The organism is Compostibacter hankyongensis (genome assembly GCF_039541075.1).
GTDB classification, from domain to species: Bacteria; Bacteroidota; Bacteroidia; order Chitinophagales; family Chitinophagaceae; genus Compostibacter; species Compostibacter hankyongensis.
Window position 1 is genome coordinate 214,582 of the sequence record NZ_BAABFN010000022.1, and the last position, 14,725, is coordinate 229,306.

General features: G+C 55.8%; 15 protein-coding genes. 6 read left to right on the forward strand and 9 right to left on the reverse strand.

The window, feature by feature from the left end; all coding sequences use genetic code 11:
* The first annotated feature begins 31 nt into the window (after positions 1-31).
* From rny to ABD851_RS16950, 3 genes are read left to right on the forward strand one after another with little or no spacing between them, the layout of a single operon-like run.
* Complete coding sequence (gene rny / locus ABD851_RS16940) at positions 32-1,597, forward strand: ribonuclease Y (protein ID WP_344981530.1); 1,566 nt, start codon at positions 32-34, stop codon at positions 1,595-1,597.
* 58 nt (positions 1,598-1,655) lie between these two features.
* A complete protein-coding gene (locus tag ABD851_RS16945) occupies positions 1,656-2,300 on the forward strand; it encodes a 3-keto-disaccharide hydrolase (protein ID WP_344981533.1) in 645 nt (214 codons plus the stop codon).
* Positions 2,301-2,357: 57 nt separating this feature from the next.
* Complete coding sequence (locus tag ABD851_RS16950) at positions 2,358-2,825, forward strand: 5' nucleotidase, NT5C type (RefSeq protein WP_344981535.1); 468 nt, start codon at positions 2,358-2,360, stop codon at positions 2,823-2,825.
* On the opposite strand, the gene ABD851_RS16955 is transcribed toward ABD851_RS16950, so the two are convergent.
* The 6 genes from ABD851_RS16955 to ABD851_RS16980 all read right to left on the reverse strand — a co-directional run bounded on the left by ABD851_RS16955 (position 2,822) and on the right by ABD851_RS16980 (position 8,785).
* Positions 2,822-3,628, reverse strand: a complete 807-nt coding sequence (locus ABD851_RS16955) for a M48 family metallopeptidase (RefSeq protein WP_344981537.1) — start codon at positions 3,626-3,628, stop codon at positions 2,822-2,824. The two genes, ABD851_RS16950 and ABD851_RS16955, sit on opposite strands and share 4 nt — an antisense overlap.
* A gap of 54 nt (positions 3,629-3,682) precedes the next feature.
* A complete protein-coding gene (gene plsY, locus ABD851_RS16960) occupies positions 3,683-4,330 on the reverse strand; it encodes a glycerol-3-phosphate 1-O-acyltransferase PlsY (protein ID WP_344981539.1) in 648 nt (215 codons plus the stop codon).
* A 120-nt stretch (positions 4,331-4,450) separates the two neighbouring features.
* Positions 4,451-5,272 (reverse strand): 50S ribosomal protein L11 methyltransferase, encoded by an 822-nt coding sequence (prmA, locus tag ABD851_RS16965; RefSeq protein ID WP_344981541.1) that lies wholly within the window; start codon positions 5,270-5,272, stop codon positions 4,451-4,453.
* A gap of 107 nt (positions 5,273-5,379) precedes the next feature.
* A complete protein-coding gene (pnp, locus tag ABD851_RS16970; RefSeq protein ID WP_344981543.1) occupies positions 5,380-7,647 on the reverse strand; it encodes a polyribonucleotide nucleotidyltransferase in 2,268 nt (755 codons plus the stop codon).
* A gap of 92 nt (positions 7,648-7,739) precedes the next feature.
* Positions 7,740-8,012 carry a 30S ribosomal protein S15 gene (gene rpsO, locus ABD851_RS16975; RefSeq protein WP_344981545.1) on the reverse strand — a complete coding sequence of 91 codons (273 nt, stop codon included), beginning with the start codon at positions 8,010-8,012 and terminating at the stop codon, positions 7,740-7,742.
* Positions 8,013-8,095: 83 nt separating this feature from the next.
* Entirely contained in the window at positions 8,096-8,785 is a 690-nt protein-coding gene (locus ABD851_RS16980) for a cell division ATP-binding protein FtsE (RefSeq protein WP_344981547.1), read from the reverse strand.
* A gap of 215 nt (positions 8,786-9,000) precedes the next feature.
* On the opposite strand from ABD851_RS16980, the gene ABD851_RS16985 reads away from it, so the two are divergent.
* Positions 9,001-9,372, forward strand: coding sequence for a BlaI/MecI/CopY family transcriptional regulator (locus tag ABD851_RS16985; protein ID WP_344981549.1), 372 nt, complete (start codon positions 9,001-9,003; stop codon positions 9,370-9,372).
* 28 nt (positions 9,373-9,400) lie between these two features.
* The gene (locus ABD851_RS16990) at positions 9,401-11,209 is read left to right on the forward strand and encodes a TonB family protein (protein WP_344981551.1); all 1,809 of its coding nucleotides are present in this window, start codon (positions 9,401-9,403) and stop codon (positions 11,207-11,209) included.
* Positions 11,210-11,339: 130 nt separating this feature from the next.
* Here ABD851_RS16990 and ABD851_RS16995 read toward each other — a convergent pair whose 3' ends face one another.
* The 3 genes from ABD851_RS16995 to ABD851_RS17005 all read right to left on the reverse strand — a co-directional run bounded on the left by ABD851_RS16995 (position 11,340) and on the right by ABD851_RS17005 (position 13,994).
* Positions 11,340-11,816: a hypothetical protein gene (locus ABD851_RS16995; RefSeq protein ID WP_344981553.1), complete on the reverse strand. Its 477-nt coding sequence runs from the start codon at positions 11,814-11,816 to the stop codon at positions 11,340-11,342.
* Positions 11,817-12,007: 191 nt separating this feature from the next.
* Positions 12,008-13,186, reverse strand: coding sequence for an AIR synthase related protein (locus ABD851_RS17000; protein ID WP_344981555.1), 1,179 nt, complete (start codon positions 13,184-13,186; stop codon positions 12,008-12,010).
* A 73-nt stretch (positions 13,187-13,259) separates the two neighbouring features.
* Positions 13,260-13,994 carry a DUF1223 domain-containing protein gene (locus ABD851_RS17005; protein ID WP_344981557.1) on the reverse strand — a complete coding sequence of 245 codons (735 nt, stop codon included), beginning with the start codon at positions 13,992-13,994 and terminating at the stop codon, positions 13,260-13,262.
* Between the two features lie 55 nt (positions 13,995-14,049).
* On the opposite strand from ABD851_RS17005, the gene deoC reads away from it, so the two are divergent.
* Positions 14,050-14,718 carry a deoxyribose-phosphate aldolase gene (gene deoC / locus ABD851_RS17010; RefSeq protein WP_344981559.1) on the forward strand — a complete coding sequence of 223 codons (669 nt, stop codon included), beginning with the start codon at positions 14,050-14,052 and terminating at the stop codon, positions 14,716-14,718.
* The last annotated feature ends 7 nt before the right edge of the window (positions 14,719-14,725 follow it).

The window sequence follows — 14,725 nt, forward strand, 5'->3', positions numbered from 1 at the left end:
TCATTATAAATCATGCAATATTTAACTTTTTATGGGAACGACAGTTATCGCAGTCATTGCCGCAGCGGCGGCCTTAATAATAGGTATCATACTGGGAAAGCTCATTTTTGCCAAGAACACCCGCAAAATTACCGAGGAAGCAGAGGAGCAGGCGCAAAAAATAAAGGCTGAAGCAGCCGTTGCGGCGGAAAATCTTAAAAAAGACAAGCTACTCGAAGCAAAAGAACGGTTTTTACAGCTAAAAAGCGCACATGAGAAGGAAGTACTGCAGCGCAACCAGAAGATAGCCGATGCGGAAGGCCGGATCAAGCAGAAGGAGCAGTCCCTGAACCAGAAGAACGAGAATGCCCAGAAGCAGGTCCAGGAAAACGAAGCGATCAAGGAAAACCTGATGCGGCAGATCGAGCTGGTGAACATCAAGCGTACCGAACTCGAAAAGCACCAGGAAGAACATATCCGGCGGCTGGAAAAGGTAGCGGGGCTCTCGGCCGAAGAAGCCCGGAGCCAGCTTGTGGAAACCCTCAAGGAGGAAGCCCGCACCCAGGCTACGGCGCATATCCAGGAAGTGGTGGAGGATGCCAAGGCCCGGGCCAACAAAGAAGCCAAAAAGATCATCATTCAGAGCATACAGCGTACGGCGGCCGAGCAGACCATCGAGAATGCCATCACCGTCTTCAACCTGGAAAGCGACGAGATCAAGGGTCAGATCATCGGCCGCGAAGGACGGAATATCCGGGCCATCGAAGCTGCGACCGGTGTGGACCTGGTGGTGGACGATACCCCCGAAGCCATCGTGCTTTCCTCGTTCGATCCCCTGCGCCGGGAAATAGCCCGTCTGGCCCTGCAGCGCCTGGTACAGGACGGACGCATCCATCCCGCCCGCATCGAGGAAGTGGTGGAAAAGACCAAACGTCAGCTTGAGGAGCAAGTGATGGAGATCGGCGAACGTACCGTCATCGAGCTGGGCATACACGGTCTGCACCCCGACCTGGTGCGGATGGTCGGTAAGATGCGCTTCCGCTCCTCCTATGGGCAGAACCTGCTCATGCACTCCAAGGAAACGGCCAATCTCTGCGGCATCATGGCAGCCGAGCTGGGGCTGAATCCAAAGCTGGCTAAGCGCGCCGGTCTGCTGCACGATATCGGCAAGGTGCCCGATGAGGAGACTGAGCTGAGCCATGCCCTGCTGGGCGGGAAGCTGGCCGAAAAATACAATGAGCATCCCGCGGTGGTGAACGCTATCGCAGCGCACCACGACGAAGAGGAAATGAAATACGTGATCTCCCCCATCGTACAGGCCTGCGACGCCATCAGCGGCGCCCGCCCCGGCGCACGGCGCGAGATCATGCAAAGCTACCTCCAGCGTATCAAGGACCTGGAAAACCTGGCCATCGCCTTCGACGGGGTGGAAAAAGCCTATGCCATACAGGCCGGACGGGAATTGCGTGTAATCGTGGAAAGTGAAAAAGTAAGCGATGCCGATGCCGACCGTCTCTCTTTTGAGATCGCCCAGAAGATCCAGACCGAAATGCAGTATCCCGGCCAGATCAAGGTAACGGTAATCCGGGAAAAACGGGCAGTGAACGTAGCCCGGTAATATGGGACATCCCGACTGTTTAAACCATATATCGTACACCCGAAAAAAACCAACCCCTATGCTTACTTCCACCCGTTTCCGCGCCGGTATCAAATACCTGTTGCTGCTCCTGCTTGTCCTGCCGGCCTTTGTTCCGGCCAATGCGCAGCGGCATCATAAGGGAAAGAAGATCCATCTTTTTAATGGTAAAAACCTGGACGGGTGGCAGATATACGGCACCGAGAAATGGTATGTGGATAAAGACGGCACCCTGGTTTGCGAAAGCGGTCCGGACAAGGAATACGGTTACCTGGGCACAGACAATTCCTATAAGGATTTTGTGCTGACCCTGGAGTTCAAGCAGGAAGCCAACGGCAACAGCGGCGTCTTTTTCCACTCTTCCGTAAAAGGCACCACCATCTCGGGATGGCAGGCAGAGGTAGCTCCTCCCGGCATGCACTCGGGTGGCATCTACGAATCCTATGGCCGGGGCTGGCTCATCCTCCCCGATTCTTCCAAGGAATCGGCCCTCAAAATGGGGGAATGGAACAAGATGAAAGTGCAGGTAAAGGGAGACGAGGTGACTACCTGGCTGAACGGCACGCAGATGATCCAGCTGACCGATGCCAAGATCGGCAGCCGCACCGGCCAGATCGCCCTGCAGATACACAGTGGCGGGGGTATCAGGGTCCGCTGGCGGAATATCGTGCTGCGGGAGCTGTAAGCCTCTCCGCCCGCTTCAAAACAGGAACCAAAGCATCATCACAAGTACGAACAACGCATGAACCCGAAAGAACTTCTCTTCGTGGATATGGACGGGGTGCTGGTGGATTTTTACAAAGGCGTCAGAAGCCACCACCCCGGCTTCGATCAGTATGAAACAGCGCAGCAGCGGGAAACCACTGCAGCGCTGAGCTGCATTCCCGGCTTTTTTACCGGCCTGGAGCCGGTGGACGGGGCCGTGGAAGCCTTCCGGCGTCTGTCTGAACCCTACGAGGTATATGTGCTTTCCACGCCGGACTGGTATGGGGTGAATTCCTGGACGGAAAAGCGGATATGGGTGGAGCAACACCTTGGGGAAACGGCCTTCAAGCGACTGATACTTACACACAACAAAGGCCTCTTCTCCGGCCGCGCACTGATCGATGACCGTATCCGCAACGGCGTGGAACACTTCCGGGGAGAACATATTCATTTCGGCACAACGGCTTTCCCGGACTGGACAGCCGTGCTGAATTATCTGCTTTAGTGCGGCTTGTAATATTTCATGGCCTCCGGCACCCATTTCTGGATCTGGGCGATACGGGTGGCATCGTCCGGGTGGTCGCTGAGGTAGACGGGCACTTTGGAACCGCCCCCCAGCGTGGCCATACGCTGCCAGAAAGGTACGGCCTGGCGCGGATCGTAGCCGGCCATAGCGGCAAAGATCAGACCCAGGTGGTCGGCCTCGGATTCCTGCGCCCGGGAGTGGGGCAGCGTAACGCCTACCTGCGTTCCGATACCGAAGAGCTGATCAAATGTATTGACGTACCGGGAATCCTTTTTCATCAGCGCGGCATCCCCCAGCATCTGCAAACCCTGTAGACCCAGCTGCTGGCTCATCCTTTCGTTACTGTGCCGGGCGATGGCATGTGCAATCTCGTGCCCCAGCACAATGGCCAGGGAGGTTTCGTCTTTGGTCACCGGTAAGATACCCGTATAAACCACCACCTTTCCCCCGGGCATGCACCAGGCGTTCACTTCCTTGTTCTCCACGAGGTTAAACTCCCATTTATAGTCCGACACCCGGTCTGCGGCCCCGTTGGTCCTCAGGTACTGGGTAACGGCACCGGCTATACGGGAACCGACCCGCTGCACCATGCTGGCGTCCCGGCTGCTGTTGGAAGAAACGGCTTTGTTCTGCGAAAGAAAGCTCCGGTACTGCTCCACCGCCATCTGATCCATGGTGCTTTCGGGTATCAGGTTCAGCTGGCTGCGTCCCGTAATGGGAACACGGGTGCAGGCGCCGCATAACAGGGCGCATAAGGCCAGGGAGGTAAATGCTCGTTTCATCGTGTATATTTTATAATCCGCCCTGGTTCCTGCAAGCTTTATACCAGGTTTTAGTCAGTCGGCTTCCCTTCTCCGGCGGTTGCGGAAAAGCGGCACCTTGTTTTCACTGCCGTTTAAGAGCCTGCCGATGTTTTTCTGATGGGTCAGGATCACCAACAGGGCAATGGCAATGGCAAAGAGCTTGTAAAAAAGTTCCTGTTCACGAAAAATAAAGATAAGCAGTATAGGAAAGGCCACGCTGGCCAGGATAGAACTCAGGGAAACGTAACGGGTCAGGAAAAGCATCAGCAGGAATACGCCTACGCAGCTCAACGCGATCAGCGGCTGTATGGCCAGCACCATACCAAAAAGGGTGGCGATACCCTTGCCGCCGCGGAAATCAGCCCAGATCGGGAAGATATGACCCACCACTGCCGCCAGTCCCAGTCCGATCTGGAAATTGATCAGCTGGGTCAGATGTTCCGGTTCAGCATAATAAGGGATAATCAGGGCCAGTTTTACGGCTATGATACCCTTTATCATGTCCATGATCATGACAAAGGTGCCTGCACGCGGCCCCAATACCCGGAAGGTATTTGTAGCGCCTGCGTTGCCGCTGCCGTATTCACGGATATCCATGCGAAAAAACCGCTTGCTGACCCATACGGCATTGGAAACAGATCCTACCAGATAGGCCAGTAAAATCAATAACACTTCACTCATGCAATGTCTGATTTTGGTTTACGTGTGCCTGCTTATGCGGTTAACAAAAATAGCTAAAATAAGTAAAATAAAAAGCATTCCCCCTTGGTTTCGCAGCCGGGGACTTCCCGGGGGCCGGGATCAGCTTTTCCCGAAGCGCAGGGCCAGCCAGCCGTCGCACAGCAGCTGCTCTGCCGGCGCCAGCCCGTAACGGGCGGCCGTGGCCGTCATCAGCGCGCCGTCGGCTTCCAGAATGCCGCTGACAAGGAGGCTGCCTCCGGGAGACAGGGCGGCTTCGAGGGCCGGCAGCTGCTCCACCAGAATATGCCGGTTCAGGTTGGCCAGCACAATATCCCAGGACCCGGCACCGGGCGGCACCCGGTCGGCCTCCTCTACCATGATGTTACGGGAGTTGTTTTCTGTCAGGTTTTCCCGCGCATTCCGCACCGCCCAGCCGTCGTTATCCACGGCGCAGACCGCGGCGGCCCCGCAGCGTTCGGCCAGCAGGGCCAGTATGGCCGTGCCGGTACCGAAATCCAGCACCTTTTTACCGCTAAAATCCAGCTTTTGCATCAGCCGGATCATCGCGCTGGTAGTGGCATGGTGGCCCGTCCCAAAAGTCATTCTCGGCGTAATGATGATCTCGTGCAGCACGTCTTCTACAGGGGGATGAAAAGCCGCCCGGATACCGCAGAAATCTCCGATACGTACCGGGCTGAACGAAGCTTCCCAGCGTGCATTCCAGTTCACCGGCTGCTGCAGCTCGCGGCGATGACGCAGTCCCAGCGGAAGGAGCAGCTCCTCCAGTGCTTTTGGGTCAAACCGCGGCTCCGGCAGGCTGGCTACCAGCTCCTCTTCGCGTTCCTCAAAACCCTCGTAGCCCAGATCATCCAGCCAGCCGATGAGGATATCCCGCTGCTGTCCCGGCGGACAGGTAATGATCACCGATACATAGTTTTCCATCAGCAAAGATGATGCGTCCGCCCCTGAATACAACGGGGCCTGCCGCTTTTAAACACAAGCGCCACCCTTTGCAGAGTGGCGTCATGTGTAATGATGCTGTTCGTGCTTTATTCTTCCGGCGCTTTTTCTTCACTCCGGGAAGGTTGATGTCCGGATGCCGGACGGGCCTGCCGATCGCGATCGCGATCCCGTCCCCGGTCACGGTCACGATCCCGGTCACGCAGCGGGCGGCCTTCGCGGGCCGGCGGTTCCTGATAACCTTCAGGCTTGGGGATCAGCACTTTACGGGAAAGCTTGAATTTTCCGGTGCGGGGATCCGTACCGGTGAGCTTTACCTTGATCTTTTCTCCTTCCTGCATAACCCCGTCCAGGTTTTCCAGCCGTTTCCAGGAAACTTCAGAGATATGCAGCAAGCCCTGCTTGCCGGGCAGGAATTCCACAAAGGCCCCGTAAGGCATAATGGATTTCACGGTGGATTCGTAGGTTTCTCCTACTTCCGGTACGGCTACCAGTCCTTTCACCCAGGCCACGGCCTTGTCCAGTCCTTCTTTATCGACGGAGAAGATGCTGACTTCGCCGGTATTGTTGACTTCTTCGATATTGATGTTGGTACCGGTTTCGCGCTGAATCTCCTGTACCACCTTGCCGCCCGGGCCGATAACGGCGCCGATAAATTCGCGGTCGATGATCAGCTTTTCCATACGCGGCGCATGCGGTTTGGGTTCGGGCCGCGCTTCCGGCATGGTGGCATACATCTGCTCGAGAATGTGCAGCCTTCCCCGGCGCGCCTGTTCCAGCGCTTCGCGCATGGTATCCATGCTGAGACCGTCCACCTTGATGTCCATCTGCACGCCGCAGATACCGTCGCGGGTACCGGTCACCTTAAAGTCCATGTCGCCCAGGTGGTCCTCATCGCCCAGGATATCCGTAAGGATGGCATATTTGCCGTCGTCGCGGGAAATGAATCCCATTGCTACGCCGGAAACATGCTTGGGAATGGGCACTCCGGCATCCATCAGGGCCAGCGAGCCGGCACATACGGTAGCCATGGAGGAGGAACCGTTGGATTCCAGTATATCGGATACGATGCGTACCGTATAGGGGTACTCGTTACCCGGCAGCACCTGCTTCAGCGAGCGGAGGGCCAGGTTGCCATGCCCTACTTCACGGCGGGCAGGACCGCGCATCGGCTTCACCTCACCTGTGGAGAAGGGCGGGAAGTTGTAATGCAGAATCGTTTTTGAATAGCGGGAGACGGCGGCGTTTTCCAGCAGCAGCTCGTCATCCGGCGTACCGAGGGTAACAGTGGTAAGTGACTGCGTTTCTCCGCGGGTGAACAGTGCAGAGCCGTGCGGCGACGGCAGGTAATCGATCTCCATGCTCAGCGGACGCACTACGTCCAGCCCACGGCCGTCGAGCCTTACCCGCTCGTCGATGATCATATTGCGGATCACATCGTATTCGAGATCGTGATAATAACGTTTGGCGGCGGCCACATCGTTATCTTCGGGCTCTTCGCCCAGGGAGGCGATCAGGTCGTCTTCCACCTGGTGCAGCGCCTCGGAGCGTTCGTGTTTGCTGCTGCCGGCACGGGCGATCTGGTAAATGCGGTCCTTGGCAAAAGCCTCCACCTGCTGGCGCAGCGCCTCGTTTTCATAAGGCTTTTCATAATCGCGCTTCCCGGTCACACCGGCCTGTTCACGCAGCTCCTGCTGTGCCTTTATCTGTACCCGGATCGCTTCATGCGCTTTTTCGATGGCCTGTACCAGGTCTTCTTCGGAGCACTCCTTGCTTTCGCCTTCCACCATCATGATGTTCTTCTCGGAAGCCGCTACGATAAAGTCCATATCGGCATGCTCGAGCTGGGAACGGGTGGGGTTTACCACAAACTGCCCGTCTACGCGACCGATCCTCACTTCCGAGATCACTTCCTGGATAGGAATATCCGATACGGCCATGGCTGCCGAAGCCGCCAGGCAAGCCAGCGCGTCGGGCATGATCTCCGGATCGGAGGAGATCAGATAGATCAGCACCTGTACATCACAACGGTAATCCTCCGGGAAAAGGGGCCGCAGGGCGCGGTCCACCAGCCGGCTGATCAACACTTCATAATCAGACAGGCGGCCTTCCCGTTTAAAGAATGACCCGGGAATACGGCCTGCCGAAGCAAACTTTTCCTGATAATCCACCGACATGGGGAAAAAGCTCTGTCCTTCCCGCGGTTCCTTGTTGGCGCAGACGGTAGCCAGCAGCATGCACTTGCCCTGCCGTACCAGCACGGCGCCATCGGCCTGACGCGCCAGCTTCCCCGTTTCCAGGGTCACCATGCGACCGTCACCTATATCAAAGGTTGTTGAAATGGCTTTTAAGCTCATAGATAAGATGTAAAAAAATGAAGAAGAGCCCCCGCTGCAAAAAAAGGATTCCCAACCGTGTGAGTTGGGAACTGCAGGTGAGCGAGTTGTTGTTATTTCCGGAGACCGAGCTTTTCGATCAGCGCACGGTATCCGTTCAGATCCGTTTTGGAGAGATAGGCCAGCAGGCGTTTGCGTTGTCCGACCATGTGCATCAGTCCGCGGTGGGTGGAGAAATCCTTTTTATTTCCCTTGAGATGACCCGAGATAGCATTGATCCTTTCGGTCAGCAGTGCCACCTGTCCCTCCACAGAGCCGGTATTTTTTTCGCTTCCGCCAAATTCTTTGAAGATATTGGCCGTTTTTTCTTTGGTTAAGTAAGACATCTGTAAAAAAATGATAATGTTTTAAGTCGCTATTTTTCCGCGGCAAAAGTACGATGGAATTGCGAGATATACAAAAATCATCTTCAGGCAAAGCTGACGGTGGCATTGTCCACCACTTTGCCGTGCTCGGTGCGGAGCACCCGGGAAGGGAATTTCTGCAGTACGATATAATCGTGGGTGGCCATGATGATGGCGGTGCCGTAGTCCCTGCTGATCTGGAAAAGAAGCTGCATAATGCCGTCCGAGGTTTCGGGGTCCAGGTTGCCCGTGGGTTCGTCGGCCAGGATCAGACGCGGGGAGTTGAGCAGGGCCCGGGCAATGTCGATACGCTGCTGCTCTCCGCCCGACAGCTCATAGGGCATCTTGAACCCTTTTGTTTTCAGGCCCACTTTTTCCAGCACATCATGGATCTTCTCCTCCATCAGGGTATTGTCTTTCCAGCCGGTGGATTTCAGGGCAAAGCGGAGGTTGTCATATACGGTACGGTCGGTCAGCAGCTGGAAATCCTGGAATACCACGCCGAGGTTGCGGCGCAGGAACGGGATCTTTTTCCAGGTCATCCCCGTCAGGTCGAAGCCCACCACCTGCCCTTCTCCCTGCCGCAGGGAAAGCTCCCCGTAGAGGGTCTTGAGCAGACTGGATTTGCCGGTGCCGGTTTTTCCGATAAGGTATACAAATTCTCCGCGGGAAACCGAAATATTGACCTCGGACAGGATCTCGGAATTACCCTGGAAGATGCTCGCATTTTTCAGTGATACAATGACTTCGCTCATGCCGCTGCTTTTGGTCCTCCCGCAAAAATAGGCATTAATCCAAAGGTGTCCGGGAACTTTTTTCCTAAAAAAACTAAAAAAATAGTTTTTAAACTAAAAAATTAGTATGTTTGTATTGAAACCAGAAATATCAAATCTCAAATATCAAACCGGAAAGGCGCAGCCTTCACTGAGACCTTTAAAAAACATTGTGCACGAAGTAAACCAGAAACATCATGAAACCGCTCACCCGGGCAGAAGAACAGATCATGCAGGCGCTTTGGAAGCTGCAGGAAGCTTTTGTAAAAGAGATCATCGCGGAGTTGCCCCCGCCCAAGCCGCATTACAACACCGTGTCCACACTCGTTAAAATCCTGGTGGAGAAAGGATTTGTGGACTATAAAGCCTTTGGGAAATCGCACCGCTACTATCCGCTGGTTTCCAAATCCGACTATTCCAAACGTACGCTGCGGCATTTTGTAAAAGGCTATTTCGAAGGATCGTTCAGCAACATGGTTTCCTTTTTTGCCAAGGAAAAAGACATCAGTATACATGAGTTGGAATCGCTGCTGGAGGAAATCAAGAAATCAAAGACCGGTAAGTCCTAACTGCGTCCAACGCTTTAATTTATCTGCCATGAGCTCCTTATTCCTTTATCTGATCAAGGTAACTGCCTGCTCTCTCCTTTTTTACGGCTATTACCTGCTGGCGCTGCGGAACAAAAGATTCCACCAATGGAACCGGTACTACCTGCTGGGCGCCACGCTGCTTTCGGCGATCATCCCGCTGCTGCATATCCCCTTTGTTCCGGACGACAGCACGCGTGGAGGACTGATCACCTACACCTCGCGGGTGCTGGAAGTGCGGGACAACTGGCTGCCGATGGTGACCATTACGCCGGAACGCTCATTTTCGGTCGCTGATTATGCGGCGGGGGCATATGTGCTGGGCATTTTGCTGCTGCTGTTCCGACTGGTGCTGGGGCTGCGCCGGATGATCCGCCTGATCCGGCAGCACGAAAAAATACATTTCGCGGATTATATCCTTGTTCCGTCCGCCGGCTCTTCCGGCCCTTATTCCTTTTTCCGCTACATCTGCTGGGATACGGCGGTGGAAGAGGATTCCGACGAAGGACGGCATATGCTGCGGCATGAGCTGGCGCATGTCCGGGAAAAGCACAGCGCCGACAAGCTCTTTATGGAGCTGGCCTGCGCTCTTTTCTGGTGCAATCCCGTTTTCCATCTGTTCAGAAAAGAATTGTCCCTGGTCCATGAATTTATTGCCGATGAAAAGGCTACCGGGCAGGAAGCGCCGGCAGCTTACGCAGCCTGTATCCTGCTGCAGCCTTTCGGCCATGCCCCGGAGCTTTTTTCCAATACCTTTTTTCATCCTCCGGTCAAGCGACGGCTGCGCATGCTGCTCCGGCCTTCCGGTAACGGCCGCGCCTATCTGAGAAGGCTGCTGGTCATTCCGCTGCTGGCTGTCGTTGCCGTGCTGTTCAGCTTTACCCAATATCCCGGACTGCAGGTCACGCTGACGAAAGTAACCGGCGCTACCTCGGGGAATATGCTGTTTCCGGATGAGCCGGCTGCCGCTATGCCGGCAGATACGGTTCCGGATGCAAAAAAACCTGCCGCGCAGCGCGTACCGCCTCCGCCCCCTCCGGCTCCTTCGCAAAAATCGAAGACACCTCCTCCTCCACCGCCGGCCCCGCCGCGTCAAAAGGACAGCCGCGGCTTCGATACCAGCCGTAATGCCTTATACACTTTTGTACAAAAGATGCCCGAATTCCCGGGAGGCGACAAAGCGATGATGAACTATCTCAGAGAGCATGTCCGTTATCCCGCAGAAGCCAGGGAAGAAAATATTCAAGGTACCATAATCGTCCAGTTTATCGTGAGCCCGGACGGCAGCCTCAGTAATATAAAGACTATAGGAGCCCACAAAGGCGGCGGGCTGGAGGAAGAAGCGGTCCGGATCGTGAAGACCATGCCCCGCTGGCAGCCCGGCATACAGGATAACAAACCCGTACGGGTACAGTATGCGCTGCCCATCCGGTTCATGCTGCAGGCGAGCGGTCCCGCGCGCAGCGCAGCCGATAGCAGCCGGAACGGCCCCGCCGCGAACAAAGTCTATACATTTGTGGAAAAGATGCCTGCCTTCCCCGGCGGAGATGAGGCCCTCATGCATTATCTCCGCGACCATATCCATTACCCCGATGTAGCCCGGGAAAAGAATATACAGGGCACAGTGGTCGTGCAGTTTATCGTGGGCACGGATGGCAGCCTCAGCCACGTACATACGGTAGAAAAACCTAAAGGCGGCGGCCTGGAAGAAGAAGCCATACGGGTAGTGCAGGCTATGCCCCGCTGGCAGCCCGGCTCACAGGACGGGAAGCTGGTAGTGGTACAATATTCGCTGCCCGTAAGGTTTTTATTGCAGTAAAGCGTCAACCGATTTGGCCTATTGACCTAAGACTGCCGGATCAACGTGTACCCTTAACCGTGATAAATCAGGACACCGTGTGGGGTTGCCGGAGCCGTCCGGGGACCGGCAGCGGTACACGCCGGCAGTTTTATTCTTTCACCCGGAAAGCCCGGGTCACCGCATTATAATCCCGCAGATCCACATCGGGATGCATTTCCAACAGCTGGGCATCGATAAAGACCACCTTGGCCGTAGCCGCACCGGGGCGGGTTACTGCGTTATCGCCAACCGGGGATGCATCTACTGTTATATAGCCTGCGTTGTGGATAACGCCATAGGAGTTTCCGTTAAACACTTCCGGAAGGGCTTCATAAAAATCATTGTTCCCGAAGGCAAGATATACCAGCACGGCGCCATGATCATAGACCGCATCGGAAAGCTCCGGTACATCAAAAGAAACAGAATAGACAAGCCCGTCCTCATCCAGCGTCCAGTCATCGGCAGCCACCGGGAATACCAGGCTGGTGGCATTGTTGACTTCCCGTACTTCTTTTTTAGTGCAAGCGGTAAATGCCGTAGTGCTCACGAAAGCGGCAAGCAGCAAAAGTGCAGTTATCTTTTTCATATCCTTGGTTTTAACGGTTTATAAAAACAGGTTTCTTGCTATGGCGGATCAAATTCCAGGCCATCCGCAGCGGCGGGGAAAGCCGTAAGGGACAAGGCGGGGACCAGCGGCCGTTAAAAGGGATGAAGTGGCGGCGGAATTTTACAAGAGGCAAGCAAACCGACACCTCCTGATCCGGGATGTCTGCAGGGCTATTCATACACAAATTCCCCGAACTCGCCCCGGATCAGCACCGATTTCCGGGCCGCTTCCTCCACCCGGCCGACGCGCTGCGCTTCCACGCCGAAAGACTGCGCAATCCCGATGATATCATCCGCCGTCTCCTCCGGGACATACAGCTCCATACGATGTCCCATATTAAAGACCTGGTACATTTCTTTCCAGGGTGTGCCGGATTGCTCATGGATCATCCGGAACAGGGGCGGCAGCACAAACAACCGATCCTTTACCACCCTCAGCTTTTCGATAAAATGCAGCACCTTGGTCTGCCCCCCTCCGCTGCAATGCACCATGCCGTGAATCTGCGGCCGGAAGGCTTCCAGCACCTTCCGGATCACCGGCGCATAGGTACGGGTAGGAGACAGCACCAGCTTCCCGACCGTGACCGCCCCGTAGCCGGGAATGTCTACCGTATCGGTCAGCTTTTTGGCGCCGCTGTAGACCAGCTCTCCGGGCACGGCGGGATCAAAGGTTTCGGGGTATTTTCCGGAAAGGGCATGCTCGAATACATCATGTCGTGCAGCGGTCAGCCCATTGCTGCCCATGCCCCCGTTATATTCTTTTTCGTATATGGCTTTCCCGTAAGCCGCCAGCCCTACGATCACATCCCCCGCCCGGATGCGGTCGTTGCTGATGACATCCGCACGCGGCATGCGGCAGGTCACGGTGGAGTCCACGATGATGGTCCGCACCAGATCGCCCACATCGGCGGTTTCCCCGCCGGTGGAATATATGGATACGCCATAGCCGCGGAGCTCTTCGAGGATTTCTTCAGTGCCCTGGATGACGGCGGCAATAACCTCTCCCGGTATCTTCTTTTTATTCCGGCCGATGGTGGAGGACAGCAGGATGTTTTCGGTGGCGCCCACGCAGAGCAGGTCATCGGTATTCATCACGATGGCGTCCTGCGCAATGCCCCGCCATACGCTCATATCCCCCGTTTCTTTCCAGTAGGCATAAGCCAGCGAGGATTTGGTACCGGCCCCGTCTGCATGCATCAGGTTGCACCAGGCGGGATCCCTGCCCAGGATGTCGGGTATTACCTTACAGAACGCCCGGGGATAAAGCCCTTTGTCGAGATGCCGGATGGCGGCATGTACGTCGTCTTTGGTAGCCGACACCCCGCGAAGATCGTAATTGGATTGGGTCAAGATACAAGCTGTTTTAAACCACGAAAGGGATACAAAAATACATTTTTCCCCCGCATTCCCATCCGCCCGGCTGCTATCCTGCCCCTATGGCGCAGGCTGCTGCTGCGCTCACCAGCCCCCCGTGCAGGGGCTGCACCAGGAAGACCAGCTCCGCCGAGGCGGGGTCTGTACCCTCCGGCAGCTCCATGTCCAGGCTTCCGTCGCGCGCGGCGGCGGTGGCCACTGCACGCACGATCTGCACATGATGCAGCTTCCGCCCGGCATTTTCGCCCGCCGTCACCTTTTGCCCTCCTTCTTTCTGCACCAGCACGATCCGCAGCAGCTGACCGGGGTACGACCCCTTCAGGGTATAGCTGACCCTGATCTTTGAACCGACAGCCATTGCGCTGGCCTGTATACCGGGCATCTTTGCCGTGCTCTTTTCCAGCTTGCGGATGGCGCCGTATACAGCCGAGGCATCATAGCCTTTGGTCTGACGGCCGCCGTTGATCACCAATTGCGGCGTATATACTTCGTGGTTAAACAGGGTGTCATACATTTCCTGCCGCCGGCTGTAGGCAGCATCGCTGTACGGATCTCTCCAGCCCTGCCGGTTGAAATAATCTACATGATAGCAGAGCACATACACGTTTTTACCGGCATACTCCCGCTGTACTTTTTCCATCAACAGCTCGGCAGGAGGACAGCTGGCGCAGCCCTCCGACGTAAAAAGCTCCAGCACCACAAAGTCCGCTGTATCCTTTGCCGGCTGCGCCTGCAGGCAGGATGTCCCGATCATGACCAGGAACATGGCAATAATCATCCGCATATTGAATCCTCTTTTCAAAAATTAAATATACTTACTTTTGATCAGCCGCAATCTTATGCCGCACATCGCTTCCTATATCGACCATACCCTGCTGGCTCCCTTCTCCACCGGTGCAGATATCGCCAACCTCTGCAGGGAGGCCCTGCAATACGGGTTTGCGGCCGTATGTGTGCCTCCTTATTATGTGCGGGAGGCAAAGCAGCGATGCGGAGAAAGCCACGTAAAAACCGCCACGGTCATCGGCTTTCCTTTTGGCTATTCGGCCATTGCCGCCAAAGCGGCAGAGATGACGAAGGCCATTGCCGCCGGCGCGGATGAGCTGGATATGGTCGTTAACCTCGCCGCCCTCAGGAACGGGGACTGGTCTTTTCTGGAAACCGAGATCAGCGCCATCCTCCCGATGGTCCGTGAAAACGGCAGGATCATCAAGCTGATCATCGAAAGCGGCATGCTCACGGAAGCGGAGATCATCCGCTGCTGCGACCTCTACAGCCGGTATCCGGTACATTTTTTGAAGACTTCCACCGGGTATGCGGAAAAGGGGGCCACGGTGGAAGCGGTACGGATCATGCGGAAGCACCTGCCCCCCGAGATACGCATCAAAGCTTCCGGAGGGATTCGTACCTTTGTCCAGGCCAGGGCCATGCTGGCCGCCGGGGCCGCGCGGCTGGGATGCAGCGCCGGGGTCCGGATCGTGAAGGAGGAGGAAGAAAATAAAAGATAATTCATTC